The following is an 18,486-nucleotide window of genomic DNA, read 5'->3' as shown; positions in this document are numbered from 1 at the left end:
GTGATTCCGGGAGGACTTCGGGTCAATCAGGCACCATGGGCGGCGTGATGGATGGCCACCAGTCGGACGAGAAGATCCTCAAGAAATTCGAGGGGGATTTGGTTGGGTCCATCGGAAAAAGCATTCGCAGGGTCCGAGTGAGTCTCGAGGAAAACCCCGTCCACCCCGGTCGCGATCGCGGCGCGGGCCAGCACCGGCGCGAGCTCACCGTCACCACCGGTCGTGCCGCCGAGCCCGCCGGGCCGTTGCACCGAGTGGGTGGCATCGAAGATCACCGGCAGGCCTTCCTTGCGCATCCAGTAGAGCGAACGCATGTCGGCCACCAGATTGTTGTAGCCGAAGGTGGTGCCGCGCTCGGTGAGCAGGAAATCCCGGCAGCCGAAGGCGCGCAGCTTGTCGGCGATGTTCACCGTGTCCCACGGCGCGAGGAACTGGCCCTTCTTCACATTCACCGCCCGGCCGGTCTTGGCCGCGGCTTCCAGCAGGTCCGTCTGGCGGCACAGGAAGGCCGGGATCTGCAGCAGGTCGATGTGCTCGGCGGCGATCTCCGCGTCCTGCGCGGTGTGGATGTCGGTGGTCACCGGCACGCCCAGCGCCTTGCCGATCTCGCCGAGGATCCGGCAGCCATCGGCGACGCCCGGGCCGCGGAAAGAGCTTACCGAGGTCCGGTTCGCCTTATCGTAGGACGCTTTGAAAATGTAGTGGATCCCGGTTTTCTTCGCGATCTCGTCGATCGAGCGGGCCATTTCCCACGCGAAGGCTTCGGACTCCAGCGCACAGGGACCGAGGATGAAAAACGGCGCAGGCCCCCCGACGGGGACACTGCCGATTTGGAAGGGTTCAAAGGACATGATTGAAGCTTAAGGAGGCGGAAATAATCCAAACGACCGTTTACCCTGCCGCTTTCTCATATAAGGGGCGCAGGTTGGCAAGAGCCGTCGTGAGAAGTTTTTCCTCGATCTCGGTCAGGTTGCCCTCGGTTTTGGCCACCAGCATCTCCAGCGAGTCCATCACGGACTTGGCGGCGCGCAGGTTGACTGACGCTTCGCCGGTGGCGGGGTGGGGGATCTGGCCGAGGAAAAGCCCGGCGTTCTGCGCCTGCAGGATGATGAACTCGTTGAATCGCGGGTCGGCGTCGGGCATGGGGGGAGGAGTTTGAAGTTCCAGAGGAATGGTGCCAAGTGCCAAGAGTGCGGTTGGGCCTTCTGGTGGTGGTCCGGGAGCAGGCGAGCTGCGGTAAACGCGCTTGCTTGGATGTCAAATCCTTGCGTGGCAACCGCCGCCTGTTTTCCAACGGAGCTTGGCACCCGGCCCCGATCCGGTAGCGTCGCCGCCCGCTCCCTTCCGATGGATCTCGACCCTCTCAGCCGCCGCCTGCTCGGTTCCGTTTCCCGGGACTTCTTCCGGCCGCTGTCGCGCCCCTCGGCGGCGATCTATATCGACTGCGCGGACCGGATCGCGGATGCGGCGGGTGACGCGGGGCGAATTCCGCATGCAGACGCTATTGCCCTGGTCCGCGAGACCCTCGCCTCCCACCCGGACATCCCGCTCGGAGAAGACGAAGGCGCGTCCCTGCGCGATGCCCGCCAGAAGGCTGGCCAGCTTTTCAACCGCCTCTGCGATTCCGGTTGGCTGGAGGACCAGCAACTCGGCCTGCACGAGCGCTGGTCGCTGGTCTCGCCCGGCCTTCGGCCCCTGCTGCGGCTCCTTCGCGAACTCGCCGAGGACGAAATCGCGGAGCTGACCACTTTCGCGGATACGGTTAGAGGCGTCTGCGAAACCTTGGAGCGCCCGGAGGTGCTGGATCCATACTTCCGTGAGCCGGACGAACTCCGGGCGGTAGTCACCGATCTCAACTCGCGTCTGGAGAACGCGGTGATCCAGCTCCACGGGGTGGAGAAGCTGATCTCGGTCTTCGATCAACGCCAGCGCGCCAGTGAGTCCCCGGCGGAGACCCTGCGCCTGCTCTATGCGGAATTCGGCTCCGGCCAGCACATGGTCTGCTACGATGCTCTCCGTAGAAACGGCCTGCTGCCGCGCTTGCAAGCGATCCGCACCAAGGTCGGCGACGCCCGCGACCAGCCGCTGGTGAAAGAGCGTCTCGCTGAAGGCCTTGCTGCTCATTACGGCTGGCAACCGGATGAAGCTTATTCGCGTGGTGAACGGGCTCTGCGCGATCTCGAGCGCCGCCTCGCTTCGATCCGCCTGGTCGCGGATGCGATCGATGCGCGGATGGCGAGCTTCAACCGCCTGTCGCAGCAGCGCTACAACTACCAGACCGAGCTGCGCGGCCGTCGTCCGGAGATCGTGAAGGCCTACTGCGACGCGATTAATGCAGCCCACGCCGGGACCAAGCTCTCCGGCTTTCGGGATGTGCCGCCGGACTTTACTCCGATGGTGCCGGAGATGCGCTGCTTCTATGGTGTCGAATCGCTGGCGCGCACTCGCCGGGTTCGCGCCGCGGCAGATCTTTCCTTCGGTGTGGATGGTGGCCCGCGCGAGGATGAGGACGACACGCTGGAGGCGCTGAAGGAACGCCAGCGCCTCGCCCTCACGCCGCAACGCGCCGCGCGTCTCGTCGCCCGCCTGCTCGATGGCGTGGCCGCCAGCATCGGCACGGAAACAATCGAGTCCGCGAGCATCGATGACGTGCTCGATCTGCTCGCGACCGCCGCCTATGACCACGCCACCATGGCGGATGGCCGCGTGCTGCGCTGGGCCGCCGATGGCCCGCGCCGTGTCGACGGCTTGCATCCCGAGAACATCCCCATGGACGAGCAGGCCGGGGACTGGACCATCGAACGCTTCACCCTGACCCGCCAAGCCTGAGCCAAGTATGAGCGATACCGATCCCTTTTGGCCGCGCTTCTGGCCGGATGTTCCCGATAGCGACCGCGCCCCGTTGCGCGAGATCCTGGCGGAGTTGTTAGGCCGTGGCACTTTGCTCGGCACGGATGGTAGTGGCCGCGATCTCTTCCTGCTGGCCCGCGATCACTACCAGGAGCACCTCAAGGACTACCTCGCGCCGCTCGGCTTGGAGCTGATCGTCGATGATGACTTCTATCTCCTTCAGGCTCGCCCGCGACCGGAGGCCTGCTTGCTGCTCGCGCAGTTCACCAAGGACGAGACTCTGCTGCTCCTGGTCCTGTGGCGCGCTTGGGATGACCACCGCACCAGCCGCGCGGAGCAGTCGGTGATCATCACCGTGGATGACCTCTGGCAGCGCTTCAAATCGACCTTCGAGAACATCGAGCCGCCGGAGAAGACCCACGTGGAGAATATGCTCGCCCGCATGAAGCGTCATCGTCTGGTTCGCACCACGCGGCCGGATCCGAATGCCCCCATCGGTGAGACCTTGATCGAAATCCTGCCCAGCCTCGCGCGGACCATTCCCTTCGACTCGATCGAAGCTTGGAGCGCTCGCACCGCCCTCTATCAGCCCCAGCCTGCCGCGGAAGCTTCCGCCTGAGTCCCATCATGCGTGTTCACCTCAGTCGCATCATCGCCATCAACTGGTATGGCTACCGGGACTTCATTGATGTCTCCGGGCTCTCGCTGATCACCGGCGCGAATGGCTCGGGGAAGAGCGCGCTGCTCGACCTCTTGCAGTTCGTGATGCTGGGCGAATCGCTCAGCCGTTTCAACAAGGCCGCGGCCGGTGCCGGCAGTGGTCGCACCCTGCGCGGCTACTGCCTTTGTGATACGAACACCGTGGGCAAGGATGGCCAGGAGCGCTTTCTGCGTCCCAGCGGCGTGACCTTGGCGGCTCTTGAGTTCTCGTGGCCGGCCACGGCCGGTGAAGACGAGCCGCGGCGTGAGACTTGGGGCGCGCGGATCGAATACGAAGGTCCCACCGCCAAGCCGCGCACGCTGTGGTTCTGCGTGCCGGGCCGCTTGCAGCAGGAAGACTTCCTCGCGCCGCAGTTGCTGGACGATGCGATGGCCTTTCTTTCCGAGGACGAATTCCGCGTCCATGTCCGCCGCGATCTGGAGGGCGATGTCTGGGACCGCCAGGCGACCTACCTGGAGGAGATGGCCTCGCGCAGCCACCTCGGTTTCGACCGGGTCCAGATGAACAAGACCCTGCCGAACTCGATGGCCTTCCAGCCGGTCGAGAGCTTCGAGAAGTTCATCCGCGACTATTTGTTAGAGCCGGGCCTGCCGGACGTGAAGGCGGTGCGTGCCAGCGTGGACGCTCATCGCCGCGCCAAGGATCGCCTCGATACGATGCACGACCAGCACCAGCGCTTGGTGCGCATCTGCGATCAGCATGCCGCTTATCTCGCGGCCTCGCGTGAAGCCGCTCTGTTCGGCCACCTTCGCGATGCCTTGGTTCACGAGGAGAAGAAGGAGGTGCTGGATGCCCGCCAAACCAAACTCGACCAGCTGCGCCGCCAGAATGAGGAGCAGCGCGCCGACTACGAAGCGGCGATCGCCGAGCGCAACGACCTGCAGCAGCAGCTCGATGCTGTGCGCTTGGTCGCGGGCAACGATTCGCAGATCGCCCACCTTGCCCAAGGCCGTGCCCGCCGTGAGGAAGTCGGCAAGGAGATCGATCAACTCCGCGAAGCTGCGAAGACCGCGCGCCAGTTTCTCCACGACAAGACCCAGCACTGGAAGAACTGGCTCAAGCACGCCGAAGAACTCGGCCTTGAGGAGCCCGAGCAAGCCGCCGGCTGGCTGAAGGAGATGCAAGGCGCGGATGAAGCGCCTGCACTCGATTCCGCCAGCCGCATGGCCCGGATCTATCAGATCCTCGTCGGCGAGGGTGAAGAGCAACTTCGCCCGGTAGAGGAGAAGCTCAAGGACCAGGAAGCCCGCGAGTCCCGGCTGAAGCGTGAGCTCGACGATCTGGCGAACAAGGGTAGCACCACGGCCTCGCCGCTCTTGGATGCCCTGCGCTCGCGCGGTCAGAAGGCGGTGGCACTCGGCCGAGTGGTAGAAGTGAAGCCGGACGCCGAGCCATGGTGGCCGCTGTTGGAAGCCCTGATGGGGCCAAATCGCCAGGCGGTGCTCGCGGAGGACTTCACTGCGGCATGGGATCAAGCGCGTCGCCTCGGCCACATCGAGGAGCCCTTGGTAAACCAGGAGGAACTCAAGAAGCCGGGCAAGGGGAAAGGCGCCACGGTCGCATCCTTCTTCGATACCAAGCACGATGCCGCCCGTGCTTATCTCGATCACCTCTACGGCGATCTTGCCGCGGTGGATAAAGTCCAGCAGCTCGACAAGCATCCGCGTGCGCTGTCCAAGGATGGCTGGCTGAAGGATCCGCCGCTACGCCTGCACCTCACGCCCTCGAAGGAGTTCACCATCGGCGAGGAAGGCCTGCGTCGCCTGCGCGAACTGCGCGAGGAGGAGCTTGAAGGCGTCCGCGCCGAACTCTCGCGCCTCAACCGCAGCCGCGATGATTGGAAGACTTGGCTGCATCGCGGCAAGCAGTGGAAGCTCGACGAAGCGGATCCTCCCCCCGGCACCTCCGGCCTCCGTGACCTGCCGCGCCTCAAGAAGGAAGCGCAGGGCCTCGATGAAACCATCCGCCTGCTGGCCACGCCCGAGCGTGAGGCCACGGTGGAGAAGCTCCGTGTGCTCGACCGCACCTTCCAAGGAGTGATCGAGCGCACCGGCCGCTTGAATGGCTCGCTCTCGAAGTTCGAGCAGCAGGAGCGCGAAGCTTTGGACGCCATCGCGATCTCGCAGGAAGAGGAGCAGAACACGCTTCACGAGCGCCGCTTGAGCCGCGAGCGCCTCGTCGGCATCCGCGATGCCGAGATCGATGCTCAGATCGACTCCGCCCGCGAGCAGTTCCCGAAATGGCCGCAGCGCATCGATGCTGTGCGCGAGTTCGCCGAGATGCAGCGCCGCGGTGCCGAGAAGGCCCGCGACACCCGCGACCTCGAGCGCAACGCCCTTGCCGAGAAGCATCCCGACACCGCCGAGTTCTTCGATGCCGCGGACGACGAGAACACCCGCTACGATGCCCGTCGTAGGGAGCTCGAAGAGCACGAACTCGAGCGCTACCGCGTCGAGGCCGAGGATGCCCAGAAGCAGTGGGAAGATCGCCTACAGCACCAGGTGCTCGATGTGCTCAAGGAGAAGCTCGACGAAGCCGAGCGCACCAAACGCGAGCTGAACAAGGCGATGGACCATGTCATCGGCGGCATGCGCTACCAGCTCTCGATGCGTGCCGACCGCACCCACAGCGCGATCTGGACCCTGGTGGACAAGGGCCTCAATCCCGCGATGGAACTCTTCGCCGCCGGCGGCAAGGAAGACATCGAGAAGGCCAAGCAGGCCCTCATGTTCGCGATCGAGAACGCAGAGGACCCGCGCCACCAGAAGGCACTCGACTACCGCTACTACCATCACTGGGACATCCAGGCGACTCCCGCCGGCAAGGGTGAAGGCTCCGCCATCTCGCTCAACAAGAGCGCCAAGAAGCAGAGCGGGGGTGAGAACCAGGCGCCCTTCTTCGTCGCCATGCTCGCCGCCTTCCAGCGCGTCTACGACCTCGGCAAGAAGGACCACCGCCGCAACCTCGGCCTCGTGGTTATGGACGAAGCCTTCTCCAAGCTCTCCGGCGACCGCATCGACGCCTGCTTGGCCTTGGCTCGCAACTTCGGTCTGCAACTCGTCATGGCCTTCCCGGAAGACCGCCTCCCGACCATGATCCAGCACGCCCAGACCGTCGTGCAGGCCAAGGTCGAACGCGCCTACGACGACCAGAGCGGCACCGTCACCAGCATCCGCAACTGGTGCGTCCGCGTTGACCGCAAGAAGCTCATCGAGGCCCTCTCATGAAGCCCAGGCATCCCGCGTGGCTCGTCGAACTGCACCGGCAGTGGTACGCGGCCCGCGGGAAGTATCTCGGCGCCAAGTCGCGGCCCTTCGCTCGACCGTGGCCGAAGTTGCTCGATGACGCTGGAGTGATCTCAGCGGAAGATGTTTCCACCGCCGGACGTGAGGCCTCCAAGCTGGAGGCCGAGGGCAAGATCACCCTCAAGCGTCATCGCTACCGCAGCCATCTCGTCGAAGGCATCTGCGTGCCGCTGGAGGCCGAGGCATGGCTGCGTGATCTCTTCAACGCCCCTGTTCCCGAGGCCCTGCGCGGCCAATGCTTCGCTGCCATCTCCGAAGCCGCTGCGAAGGAGCATCCCCTGTATCCGGAACTCTGGACCGCTTGGCCTGCACGCATCCGCTCTGCTTTCGAAGCCGGCACCCACATGCGGCCCTTTTTCTGGAATCGTCCCACGCTCGTCACGGAACTCTTGGATCTCACCTTCCGCATCACCGAACGAACTTGGGACGAAGGCACCCCCGTGCGCGAAGCCAGCGTCGCCATTTGGCTTCTCTCCAAGCAACTGGAACGCCGCCGCCTGGTGGTGGAGTCCTGCATCTCCTCCTTGTTGGACAGGCATTTGACTCTCGGCATGCTTGGGATCGTCTTGCATCGCCTGCGCGTTGAGATCGCGGGTGAACTCATCCTCCATTTCGCCGATGGCCGCGATCCGCAGATCATCGACGAGCTCCACGGCAGCTACCACCTGACCACCGATCTGCTGGTCGCTAGTTCGGCCACCACTCCAGCCAAGCGCATCCTCACCATCGAGAATACCGAGACCACCCTGTCGCGCATCGCATCTCTGAACGTCGACAAGGAAACCCTCATTCTCGGCTGCGCCTATCCTACGCAAGGCTTGCGCCGCCTTCTCGAACTTCTCCCGGAGGATCTCCCCATCTACCACTTCGGCGATACCGATCCCGCAGGCTTCTTGATCCTCTCAAAGCTCCGGCAGGTCGCAGGCCGTCCCGTCACGCCCTTCCTCATGCATCGGCGCGAAGGTGCGAAGCCAATTCCTCTGAGCGCCTACGATCGCTCAATCCTCCCTGGCCTGCTAACAGATCCGTGGCTCGAAGATGTCCGCGTGTCCTTGCAAGCGATCTCCGCCAGCAAAGACAAAGGCGACTTCGAGCAGGAGAGTCTGGGGCGTCCCGATCTTCCGCGTTGGCCCTTTTACCGAAGTCATCCCTCCGCGCAGGAATAAAAAAGCCAGCGGGCCACGAGGACCCACCGGCTGAGTGATTCTGAAATCAGATCTTACTTCTTCGGCTTGTCGGGCTTCCCTGGCTTGCCCGGTTTTCCGGGTTTGCCCGGCTTGCCGCCACCGGTGTTGCCGGAGTCATCGCCGCTGTTGTCATCGTCGGCGCTGCCACTGCCCGGCTTGCCGGGTTTGCCAGGTTTTCCCGGCTTGGATGGCTTCTCCGGCTTTTCGGGTTTCTCTGGCTTTTCCGGCTTCGCCTTCTTGCCGACGTCCGAGTGCGCCGCGCCGGTCTTCAGCGCCTTGCTCTCTTCCTTGCTGATGGTGCCATCACGTTCCAAGCGCTTCACCAGCTTCACAACGCTGGAGACGAACTGGCCGTGGTTCTTCCAACCGCTTTCCGGCTCAAGCGCGGCGAAAAGGTCGGCGATCGAGCAGCCCTCTTCGTCCACGCGGTTTTCCACGCCGGTGTCCTCGTCGCCAAAGACCACCGTCGGGGTCAGGATCGAGTTCGGGCAATGGTCATCGATGTCCGGCACGCCGTCGCCATCGGTATCTACCGCGGCGGTGTAAACGTGCACCGCACCACCGGCAGCCGCAGGCTCGCCGATCGCAAAGCCCAGACCCGGCAGCACCACCACGGCAGCGCCGAAGCCACTGCCAGCCGCGCTACCGGTGTATTCCGCCGGCTCGGGAGCTAGGGGAGCTGGCAGCACCGCCACCTTCGGCAGCGGAGCAGCGCCCGGGTAACCGATCAGCAGCTCGGTCGTGCCATTGAAATCCACATCCAGCGCACCGCCGGAAACCACCGGCTGGCCCGTCGCGGCACCTGCCAGCGAGAGATCGCTGACCACTGCCAGGGTCGATCCGGAAAGCACGAAGGCCGAGCCGCCGGAACCGGAGCCCGCTACCAGATCCGCCACCGAGTCGCCATTGCGATCATCGACCAGACCCACTTGGGCACCCAAGCGGGCACCGGCCGTGGCTCCCACGGAAGCGACGATCTCCGTCGCATCCGAGCTGCGGATCAATTGCACCAGACCGGCACCCGCAGTCGCGCCCGGCGAACCGACCGCGAGATCCGGCAGGCCGTCACCGCTCAGGTCGGCCACGCTGGCCACCGCGGCACCGAATTCTCCGGCCACCCCCAGCGGAGCGAGCGTGCAGATCAGTGCGCCATCAGAGCCGGAGATCACCAGCACGCTGCCATTCAAGGCGGCGGCACCCGGTGCCCCGACGAAGAGATCCTGCTTTCCATCGGCATTCTGGTCACCGGCATTGGCCAAGGCCGCGCCAAACAGCGAGCCGGCTCCCGGCGAGGCCGCCGTGATGGTCCGCAGCAACGAGCCATCGGCACCTGAGAAAAGGCTGACCGCTCCGGATCCACCGCTGGCTCCTACCGCCAGATCCGCGGTGCCATCGCCATTGGCATCCAGCACCGCCAGCGCGCTGCCGAAGGCTTGGCTCCCGGCAGGGGCAGCAAGCGTGTAGAGCGTGCTGCCGTCATCGCCGCTCACGACGAGGACTTGCCCGGCACCGCCGGAGAATCCGGGATCGCCGATGGCCAGATCAGCAATGCCATCGGCATTCCAGTCGCCGACGCTGGCGAGCGAGGAGCCGAGCGCGGCATTTCCGGCTGCGGCCGGGACGGTGTAGCGGAGCGCTGCGGCATGGACCGGGGCGGCCAGAACGGCCACGCCCGCCAAGGCGAGCAGACTTCGCCGGGTGGATGTAAGGGATAGCGACTTCATGTATGGGTGTTTGTGTGCGTGTGGGACGCCGCCTTTTCCAAGGCAACGGGGATCGCAATCTAACGCTAATTGTCAGGCGCTGTCAAAGTCCCACTTGATAGTTAATTTCAATTAACTAATTGGCGGAGATGGTCTTATGACGACGCGAAAGTACGGAATTTTTTCCGTCAGTAGCTGCCAAAGTAGGGCGGGAAATGCCTCCAGAGCACCCGCAATCGATTGATCCTTCGCGCCCTAGGTCTCTTCACAGAGAGCTAAGGTGATGCCGGGCGGACGATTGCCTTCCTGCGGCGATCACTCCCGCGGCATCACCCGTGCCGTCACCGGCTTCACCGCGAGCAGCTTCCCGGCCGTGGCCTTCACCTCGTCCGGCGTGATCGCCTTGAAGATCCCGGCCAGTTCACGGTGATGCGTGACCCCAAGGCCGAAGAGCACGTCCACCGCCGCGAGGCGGGCGATGGCTCCTGGCGATTGCATGCCGATGGCCAGGCTCGAGAGCACAGTCGCCCGCACCCGCTCGAAGGCTTCCTCCGGAATCCCTTCCTCGGCGAGTTTCGTGATCTCGGCATTGAGTTCGCGCTGGGCCAGATCCACCTGCGCGGGATCGGTCGCGAGGTAGAAGCCAAAGAAGCCGGCATCGTGGCCGTGGAACTGCGTCGCGCCCACCTGATAGGCGAGGCCGAGTTCCTCGCGGATCCGAATGAAGAGCGGTCCCGCCATGTCCGAGCACCATTCCTGGAGCATCCGCAGCGCGAAACGTTCCGGGGCCAAGGCCGAGCAGCCCGGATAGGCCAAAGCGAGCACCGCTTGTTTCTTCGGCAGGAAGGCCTCGATCTCGAAATCACTGCTGACACTCGCCGCCGGCGCTTGCCAAGGCGTGCCTTCGGGCAAGCGGCCGATGCCCTCGCTCAGCAGCGCCCGGGCGTGGTCCGGATCGAAGTCGCCGGCCAGTGCCAGCACCAGATTGCTGCCTTGGAAGTGCCGCGAGTGGTGGGCGGACAGCGCGAAGCGATCGAGCTTGGTCAGGGATTCTTCCGTGCCGAGCGAGGACAGGCCATAGCCGACGCCATTGAAGAGATGCTGCCGCGCCAGGCGGAATGCGGTCGAAAGCGGATCTTCTAGCGACTCCCGCAGCGAGGCCATCTGGCTCGCCTTCTCGCGCTCGATCGAGTCGCCGTGCAGCGCTGGTTCCGTGAGCACCTCCGCCAGCAGTGGCAGCATCGCGGAGAGATCCGGAGCCAAGCCGGAGAGCTGGGCCAGCATCGCATTGTTGCCGGAGGCAGCACCGAGCGTCGCCCCGTGGGACTCTAGCAGACCTGCCAGCTCAGAGGCGCTGCGGTGCAGCGTGCCCTGCGGAAGGGTCGAGGCGAGGAGCGTGTTGAGTCCGGCGTTCTCCGGAATCTCGGAAACCAGACCGGCGCGCACCGCCACCTGCGCGGTGAAGATCGGCACCCGGTGGTCCGGTAGCAACGCGATCACCGCGCCGTTCGGCAGCGTGATGCATTCCGGCTCCGGGCGCAGGCGCGGGGCTGGCTTCAGGCTTACGGGTGTCGGGGCTTCTTCCGGATCGAGGATCGTGATGGTCATCAGATCCTCCGTCAGCTTCGCCATCGCGCGGCGGACATCGGCAGCCGTCGTGGCATTCAGCGCCGCCAGGTAGCGGCGCGTGAAATCGAGATCGCGTGCCTCGTGCCAGTTCGATGCTAGATCGGTCGCGCGGCCGGAGACGCTGGTCAGGGTCTTGAATTGGCTGGCCGCGATCTGGCGGCGGGCCTTGGCGATGTCGTCATCCAGGGCGGTGCCGGGAAAGGCAGCGAGTTCTTCCAGAATTGCCACGATCAACTCGTCGCGTTTCCCGGGTTCCACCTCTGCCGAGATCGCGAACAAGCCGTCGCGCCCAGCGGAGCTCCAGGACCACGCGGAAATCTCCAGTGCCAGCTCGCGCTCCTCGCGCAGGTGGCGGTAGAGCCGCGCCGAGCGCCCACGCCCGAGGATTGCTGCGGCGAGATCGTAGGCCGGCACGTCCGGATGCCCGAGCGGCGGAATCTTCCATCCCATGCTGATCCGGCTGGCAGGCACCGCGAAGCTGGCACGGCCACGGCGTGGTCCGAGCTGCACGCCATCCTGTGGCACCACCGGCTCAGCCCCGCTGCCGCGGGTGAAGCTGCCGAAGTGCTTCTCGATCGATTCCCGCACTGCGTCCGCATCGAAATCACCGGCCAAGCACAGGCAGCAGCGGTCCGGCGTGTAGCGGGCGCGATGGTAGCCGGTCAGGTCCTCGTAGCGGATCGCATCGAAGAGCCCGCGGTGGCCGATCACCGGGTGACGCCGCGGATCGGCGGAAAAGGCGGTGGAGAACATCAGGCGGCTAGCCACGTCGTCCGGATCATCGAGGCCCATGTCGATTTCGCGGCGGATCACGTCCTTCTCCTTGGCGAATTCGTCTTCCGGGAGAGCGGGGGCGAAAATCATAGCAGCCAGCACTTCCAGGAAGGTCTCCAGGCCGGTGGCCGGGCCGTCGATGTAGTAAACGGTGCGGTCGAATGTGGTGTAGGCATTCCAGTGGCCGCCGGCACCTTGGACGGCGGTGGCGAGCTCATCGGCGCCGAAACGGCCGCCGCCTTTGAACACCATGTGCTCCAGGAAATGGGATAGACCAGATCCTAACAGGGCCCCCTCGTGCAGGCTGCCGGATTCCACCCAGAGCTGGGCGCTGATCACCGGCACCGCCGGATCGGGATCGAGGATCAGGGTCAGACCATTTGGCAAGCTTTCCTGGGTGGCGGCAGTGGCGGGGTAATCCATGAATTTCCGGCTTGGAGGGACAGAAATGGAGGATACACCGGGGACATGCAACGGTGGATCGTCGTAGGGGCCTTGGTTCTTTTCCTGCTCGGAGGAGGTGGGCTCTACGCGGTCTGGAAGATCAAGCAGCAGCACCCGGACTTCAGCTACATCCCGCTGCCCTTCCGCGCGGAGTCTACCGAGGAGCAGCGCAAGGCGAGTGTGGAGGACATGCGCGCGAAGCTGCTGACCGATGAAATCCTCACCGGCGTGGTCCGCGACTGCGGCATCGTCACCAAGTGGAAGCTGCCCTCCGAGTCCGCGGCGGTGACCGAACTCCGCAAGCGGGTGATCCTCAAGGCCGACAGCAACCGGATTGAGAATATCGACACCGAGGTCATGCGGGTTGGCTTCAGCGGTGTGGTGTCCGAGCACGACGAGCTGCAGGCGCTGTCCCATCGGCTGATGGATGACGCTCTCCGAATCATCTCCCAGAGTGCCCCTGCTCCGGAGCCTGCCAGCAGTGGAACGAAGTTTTGAGGCCCTGATTGCGTCTTTTTAGGGCTGGAAACCGAAACAAAAGCGAGCATTGATGCGTTTTAGCATCATGCGCGCGCGTCACGCTCCCCTCTTACTGCTGCCTTTATTGCTGTCCCCGGTCTTGCGGGCGGCGATCTCCTTGCCGGAGAATGAGGCCGGGCTGGAAATCCGCGCCGAGGACGTGGCGACCCGCCGCCAATGGGCGCTGACCGAGCTGGAGCGGGCCTTGGGCGAGCGCGAGTGGAAGAATTTGACCAACGGGCCACGTGCAACCTTCTTCCGCGATTTGCAGGGCAAGCTGCTGGAGGAGCTGATGTTTTCCGGTCCGCTACCCGAGGATGCGGGCAAGATGGTCCGCATCGCGGAAGCGCTGTGGAAGGACTACCGGGGCGACTTCGCGAACCGCAACGAGCTGACCACCGCCGCGGCAGTGGCGCTGATGTATGCGAAGAAGGATTGGCCGGAGGACCAGGCGGCGGCCCGCTATCTCTACTTCCGGGACTCGCGGAAGGCCGGCAAGTTGCACCCGGTTTTCGATACTCTGGAGACTTGGGAGAAGCGCTACGTTGTTTCCGCCGGCGGCAATGGCGGTTGGGCCGGGAACGAGGGCTGGGGCGAGCAATCGCTGGTCTGGCTGCGCGATCATGTGAAGCTGCCGATCAAGGATTACACGGGGGCCTGCTGGCAGGCGCCCTACCGCTTGGAGAACGTCTTCGGCGACTCGATCCACGGGGCGAAGTACTACGCCCCCTTTGAGAAGATGATCCACGCGGAGCGGGTCCGGGAAGTGGGCGGCGTCTGCGGTTCGCTCTCGCACTACGGTGCGACCGCCGCGCGCGCGAACGGCATCCCGGCGATCACCATGGGCGAGCCCGGGCATTGTGCTTATGCGGTGCGCACCAAGCGTGGGGAGTGGACGCCCGCTTATTCGCTTTCCTGGGAGCGGGGCCTGCACACTTCGCTTTGGGGCCGCACCTGGACCCAACTCGTGCTGCAGGAGAAGGTGCTCGACGAGAAGTATGCGGCGGACCGCAACGCACTCTATCTCTGGGAGGCCCGGGCGCTGAAGACGAAGAACCCGGAGCTGGCCGAAAAGGCCTACCAACGGGCGATTGCGGCCCAGCCCTTGGCCCAGCCGACGTGGCTGGAATACGTCACTTGGTTGCGCGACTCCCGCAAGCTGGAGCCGCTGCAATGGAAGAAGGTTTACGATGAGGCGCTGGCAGCACTGGCACCCTATCCGGAAGCCGCTTGGGACGTGGCCCAGATCATCCAGGCCGCGCTGATGAAGGACGTCCCGCAGGAGGAGCGGATTCCCTTCCTGCTGTCCTTCCACAATGCCATCGCCAGCCAGAATGGGCCGGTGATGTGGGACCTGCCGAAGGCGCTTGATGAGCAGGTGAAACTTTTGGGCAAGCCGGCACAGGAGTTAGAGTTCTTCGAGCAGGTGGTGATCCTCCAGGCGAAGTCGGAGAGCTGGCTCGCGCCAGTCGTCGCTTGGGGCAGTGAACGCTTTGGCAAGGGAGGGGATACCCGCTGGTTCGAGGCTCTCGGCCGTGGCCTCTCGACGGGCACCGGCGGCGTCGCGGGCGATGCTACCCGCAAAGCGCTGCGCCCGGCGATTCTGGCTGCCGCGGCGACCGGGAACATCGATGCGTTCCAAGCACTCGCCAAGGTGGTCACGACCAGCGAGGGGGCGAAGCTGCCGCCGCTGGAGCCCTTCCCGGGCGAACTGCTTTCCGCTGGCGGCCTGATCCGCCTGTCCACCACCTCGAACTGGGATTCGCCTGAGAGCCACGCCGCGGTGCTTGAGGAGAAGGGTGGCCGCCTCCACACGGATTCGGAGGTCCACCCGAACGTCGTCGTGAAGCTTGCGAAACTGGGCGAGCTGTCCGGGATCGTGGTGGCAGACAGCTCGACCGGCTATAACGCGAGCCGGATCGTGCCGATCAAAGTTTCGGTCTCGGAAGACGGGCAGAGCTGGCAGGAAGTCTTCCGCAGCGAGAAGCCCGGCGGGCCGTGGCGGATCCCGCTGGAGGGCAAGGTCCCGCGGGCGGGCTGGGTGAAGGTTGAGCGCGATGACTCCCGCAAGGAGGTCTTCCACCTTGCCGCGATCCACGTTTACGGAAGGAGGCTGCAATGAAGGGTGGTTTGATGATGCTTTGGATGGTGGCGCTGGCTGCTGTCGCCACGGCGGCGGAGCGGGCGGAGGATTTCCCGGCCGCCTTGGAGAAGGCCAAGAAGGGCGGGCAGGACGTCGCGGTGCTCTTCCATGGCTCGGACTGGTGCCAGGCCGGGAAGAAGTATGCCGACCACTGGAAGGCCGAAGGCTTCCCGGCGGCGGCAGGGGATGAGCTGCTGATCCTCGACATCGACCGCAAGGAGTCGCCCGACGCAGCGGACGAGAAGCTGGCCAAGCGCAACGAGGCCTGCGTGGTGAAGCCGCGCAGCTTGCCGGCGATCGCACTTTTTGATCGCGAGGGGCGCTTGGTGGCGCTGCGCGAGGGCACTCCGGAACTCGATACCTTGGGCAAGCCGGAGCAGGTGATCCAGAAGGCGGTGGAGTTGCGCAAGAAGCGCGACGACCTGTGGAAGAAGGCCGAGGGTGCGCGTGGTCCCCAGCGGGCGGGCATGCTGGCCGCCGGGCTGGATTTGCTCGGCTTGGACACCGGGCCGAAGAACGCTTACCAGCCCGTGGTGAAGCAGATGCAGGAGGCGGATCCAGAGGATCGCTCCGGTGGCATCGCGCGCTACACCTTTCCCGGGCGCAAGTTGCTCGACGACGCCGTGGACCAAGGCAAGGCCGGCAAGTTCAAGGAAGCGGATGAAGAGATCGGCGGCTGGCTGAAGAAGCCACAGTTGAGCAAGGCGCAGCGGCAGGAAGCCTTGGCCGCGCGCTTCGCACTCTACCAACGCTGGCCGGAGAAGAAGACGGAGCTGCCCGCGTTGCTGAAGGAGATCAACAAGCTGGATCCGAAGTCGGATCTGGGTGAGGCGGCGAACTCGTATCTGGCGATCTTGGCGAAGGAGAAGTAACTTACTCCATCCAGTAGGGACTATCGCCGCAGGAAGATTTTAACCACGAATGAACACCAATTAACACGGATGAAAGACAGAGGAAGGAGGCCGGAGCCCTTCTTCGTTTGTGTCCGTCCGTGTTTATCCGTGGTTCAGCCTTCCGCTTGAGTGAGAGGCCTCCCGGGAGTTGCTCTTTTGTGGGGCGATTCCGCAACAGGGTTGCACGCAGTCCGAGGCGACGGGGCCGCGGGGATGGGCTGGGGGCCGTCGGCTAGAGAGAAGGCTCGGCGATCGTTGGGGCGAGCGCGCCCTGCCGGAACGACGCAGCCGTTCCGCTACGGGGATCAGGCATCCGGGAAGAGGCGCTTTTCCAGCTTCTGGAGGAAGCGTTCTTCGGTGGGCGAAATTCCGTCGGCACCGAGGATCTTGTAGAGCCAGGTGAGTGCCGGGGCGGAGGTGCCGTCGCGTTTGAAAACATCCGCGTGGGACAGCAGGAACTCGTCAGTCTTGATGGCATCGCCGGCTGCCTCGCGGGCCTTGGCAAAGCCTTGGAAAATAAAGATTTCGCGCGGCTGGGCGGATTCCCAGCCGAGGGAGTCGAGTGCGTTGGTCAGCACTTCGTCTTCCGCGATCGACAAATGGTCGTCGAGGTAGAGGGCCAGAAAGAGGAGTTCGATCAGCGATTGGCGGGAATCTTGAGTCATGCGCAGCTCGGTATCCCTAGGGAGCTAACAGTTGAGGGGAAAATGACAATCCGATTCCAATTGGCGCGTAAGCGAGGGCTTGATACTGCGTTATTCCGCAAAAATTCTTCAATACTTCAAACAAAACTACCCCCAAACGGGGTTGGACATGTGCGCGAAATTGTATAACAACCACACGAGATGAAAGCCCTAGCTGCATTTGCCGCCGTCCTCCTGGTGGCTCCCGCGATGGCGGCCCCCAAAGAGGACAAAAAGAAAGAGAAGGTGTCGATCGACGACATCCTATTCAGCGAGACCCTTTGGGACAAGCCCCTGAGTGAACTCAAGGGGCCCGATCCGGAACCCGATAAGAACGACGAGAAGTTAAAGGAAGAGCTCAAGAAGAAGGGCATCTACGTAGGCAAGGACGCGCCGGAAGGATTCGCTTGGTTGTCTTCCGCGAAGGATGGCCTGCGCGCCAATCCCAAGGAGTTCAAACTGCTCGGCCAAGAAGTGGGCGAGGTGATCCTGCGTGGCCGCGATGGCAAGCCGATCGACGCGACGGTGTCCATTTTCAACCGTGGTGACGACGGCGAGATCCCCTTCGCCACCTTCAACAACAAGATGACGGAGTGGAAGGGCTTGATCGACGGCAAGATGGCCGGCGTGCGCTCCGAGACCCGCAACACCCAGCAAGGTGCCGTGCCGATCCAAGGCTGGACCTGGAAGAAGGGTGATACGGCGATCGCCCTCGAAGGCAGCATCAACAAGGGCGAGAAGCGCGCCGAGTTCATCCGCTTGCGTCTCGTTTCGGTTTCCGCCGCTGCGACCGCACCCGCCAAGATGGCCCGCCGCGGCACCTTTGCGGAAAACGTGAAGAAGGACGACAAGGGCTTCACTTGGATCGACGGCATCCCGATGGTCGATCAAGGCCAGAAGGGCTACTGCGTGGTGGCCTCGATCGAGCGTGTGGCCCGCTACTTCGGCTCGACGATGGACCAGCACGAGATGGCCCAACTCGCGAATACCGGCGAAAACGGCACCAGCGGTGACGAGATGGAAAAGGCCTTCCAACGTGTGACCGGCAAGGTCCACCTGCGCACGCTCAAGCTGATCGATTACGATGACAAGCAGGCCGAGCGCGACCTGCGTGCCTACAACTCCGCGGCCAAGAAGGCCGGCGTGAAGACCTTCGACATCGACACCAAGAACTACTACGTCGATCCACGGAACTTCTGGTTCAACGCCGACAAGGGGACCTTCCGCGATGTGAAGCGTGCCCAGCCCGGCTACGCGCAGTTCAGCCGCAAGATCAAGGAATACGTCGACCAGGGGAACCCGCTGTGCTGGACCCTCTATCTCGGCATGTTCAAGGAAGGCGACCTGCCGCAGAGCTACGGCGGCCACATGCGCTTGATCTTCGGCTACAACCCGACCACCGAGGAGATCTACTACACCGACTCCTGGGGCGAAGGCCACGAGAAGAAGAAGATGCGCATGGACGAAGCCTACTGCATGACCATGGCGCTCTACGCGATGATCCCGAACCAGTGAGCCGAACGGTTTTTACCAGCGCCGTCTCCGTGAGGGGACGGCGCTTTTGTGTGGGGGGTGAGGGGCGGAGTTCATGCCCCGAAGGCGGCAAAAGTCAATAGCCCGGGGCAAGCGATAGCG

The 18,486-nt window shown here is 64.1% G+C and carries 13 protein-coding genes; 8 read left to right on the top strand and 5 right to left on the bottom strand.

The window, feature by feature from the left end; genetic code table 11:
- Nucleotides 1-26: 26 nt before the first annotated feature.
- Nucleotides 27-851: a 3-deoxy-8-phosphooctulonate synthase gene (gene kdsA, locus BV071_RS13285; protein WP_035607835.1), complete on the bottom strand. Its 825-nt coding sequence runs from the start codon at nt 849-851 to the stop codon at nt 27-29.
- A 40-nt stretch (nt 852-891) separates the two neighbouring features.
- Nucleotides 892-1,143 carry a DUF1844 domain-containing protein gene (locus BV071_RS13280; RefSeq protein ID WP_052573316.1) on the bottom strand — a complete coding sequence of 84 codons (252 nt, stop codon included), beginning with the start codon at nt 1,141-1,143 and terminating at the stop codon, nt 892-894.
- Between the two features lie 204 nt (nt 1,144-1,347).
- Here BV071_RS13280 and BV071_RS13275 point away from each other — a divergent pair, with 204 nt between their 5' ends.
- The 4 genes from BV071_RS13275 to BV071_RS13260 are packed head-to-tail and all read left to right on the top strand — an operon-like array spanning nt 1,348 to nt 8,042.
- Nucleotides 1,348-2,829, top strand: a complete 1,482-nt coding sequence (locus tag BV071_RS13275) for a Wadjet anti-phage system protein JetA family protein (RefSeq protein ID WP_035607832.1) — start codon at nt 1,348-1,350, stop codon at nt 2,827-2,829.
- A 7-nt stretch (nt 2,830-2,836) separates the two neighbouring features.
- Nucleotides 2,837-3,469: a DUF4194 domain-containing protein gene (locus BV071_RS13270; protein WP_035607829.1), complete on the top strand. Its 633-nt coding sequence runs from the start codon at nt 2,837-2,839 to the stop codon at nt 3,467-3,469.
- A gap of 8 nt (nt 3,470-3,477) precedes the next feature.
- A complete protein-coding gene (locus BV071_RS13265) occupies nt 3,478-6,798 on the top strand; it encodes an SbcC/MukB-like Walker B domain-containing protein (protein WP_035607826.1) in 3,321 nt (1,106 codons plus the stop codon).
- Nucleotides 6,795-8,042 carry a Wadjet anti-phage system protein JetD domain-containing protein gene (locus BV071_RS13260; protein WP_035607821.1) on the top strand — a complete coding sequence of 416 codons (1,248 nt, stop codon included), beginning with the start codon at nt 6,795-6,797 and terminating at the stop codon, nt 8,040-8,042. The genes BV071_RS13265 and BV071_RS13260 overlap by 4 nt, the downstream gene beginning before the upstream one ends.
- A 53-nt stretch (nt 8,043-8,095) precedes the next feature.
- Here BV071_RS13260 and BV071_RS13255 read toward each other — a convergent pair whose 3' ends face one another.
- Nucleotides 8,096-9,787, bottom strand: a complete 1,692-nt coding sequence (locus BV071_RS13255) for a hypothetical protein (protein ID WP_265594393.1) — start codon at nt 9,785-9,787, stop codon at nt 8,096-8,098.
- Nucleotides 9,788-10,081: 294 nt separating this feature from the next.
- Nucleotides 10,082-12,592: a pitrilysin family protein gene (locus tag BV071_RS13250; protein WP_035607812.1), complete on the bottom strand. Its 2,511-nt coding sequence runs from the start codon at nt 12,590-12,592 to the stop codon at nt 10,082-10,084.
- Between the two features lie 45 nt (nt 12,593-12,637).
- On the opposite strand from BV071_RS13250, the gene BV071_RS35375 reads away from it, so the two are divergent.
- From BV071_RS35375 to BV071_RS13235, 3 genes are all read left to right on the top strand, one after another.
- A complete protein-coding gene (locus BV071_RS35375) occupies nt 12,638-13,111 on the top strand; it encodes a hypothetical protein (protein ID WP_035607809.1) in 474 nt (157 codons plus the stop codon).
- Nucleotides 13,112-13,178: 67 nt separating this feature from the next.
- Entirely contained in the window at nt 13,179-15,254 is a 2,076-nt protein-coding gene (locus BV071_RS13240) for a hypothetical protein (RefSeq protein WP_035607805.1), read from the top strand.
- Nucleotides 15,255-15,265: 11 nt separating this feature from the next.
- Complete coding sequence (locus tag BV071_RS13235) at nt 15,266-16,147, top strand: hypothetical protein (RefSeq protein WP_265594392.1); 882 nt, start codon at nt 15,266-15,268, stop codon at nt 16,145-16,147.
- A gap of 326 nt (nt 16,148-16,473) precedes the next feature.
- On the opposite strand, the gene BV071_RS13230 is transcribed toward BV071_RS13235, so the two are convergent.
- Nucleotides 16,474-16,833 carry a hypothetical protein gene (locus BV071_RS13230; RefSeq protein ID WP_035607800.1) on the bottom strand — a complete coding sequence of 120 codons (360 nt, stop codon included), beginning with the start codon at nt 16,831-16,833 and terminating at the stop codon, nt 16,474-16,476.
- 180 nt (nt 16,834-17,013) lie between these two features.
- Here BV071_RS13230 and BV071_RS13225 point away from each other — a divergent pair, with 180 nt between their 5' ends.
- Complete coding sequence (locus BV071_RS13225; RefSeq protein ID WP_035607797.1) at nt 17,014-18,366, top strand: C39 family peptidase; 1,353 nt, start codon at nt 17,014-17,016, stop codon at nt 18,364-18,366.
- Nucleotides 18,367-18,486 lie beyond the last annotated feature (120 nt).

This window comes from Haloferula sp. BvORR071, assembly GCF_000739615.1.
GTDB lineage: Bacteria > Verrucomicrobiota > Verrucomicrobiia > Verrucomicrobiales > Akkermansiaceae > Haloferula.
Note: the sequence above shows the minus strand (reverse complement) of the source record. Positions and strands in the feature narration are given on the sequence as shown.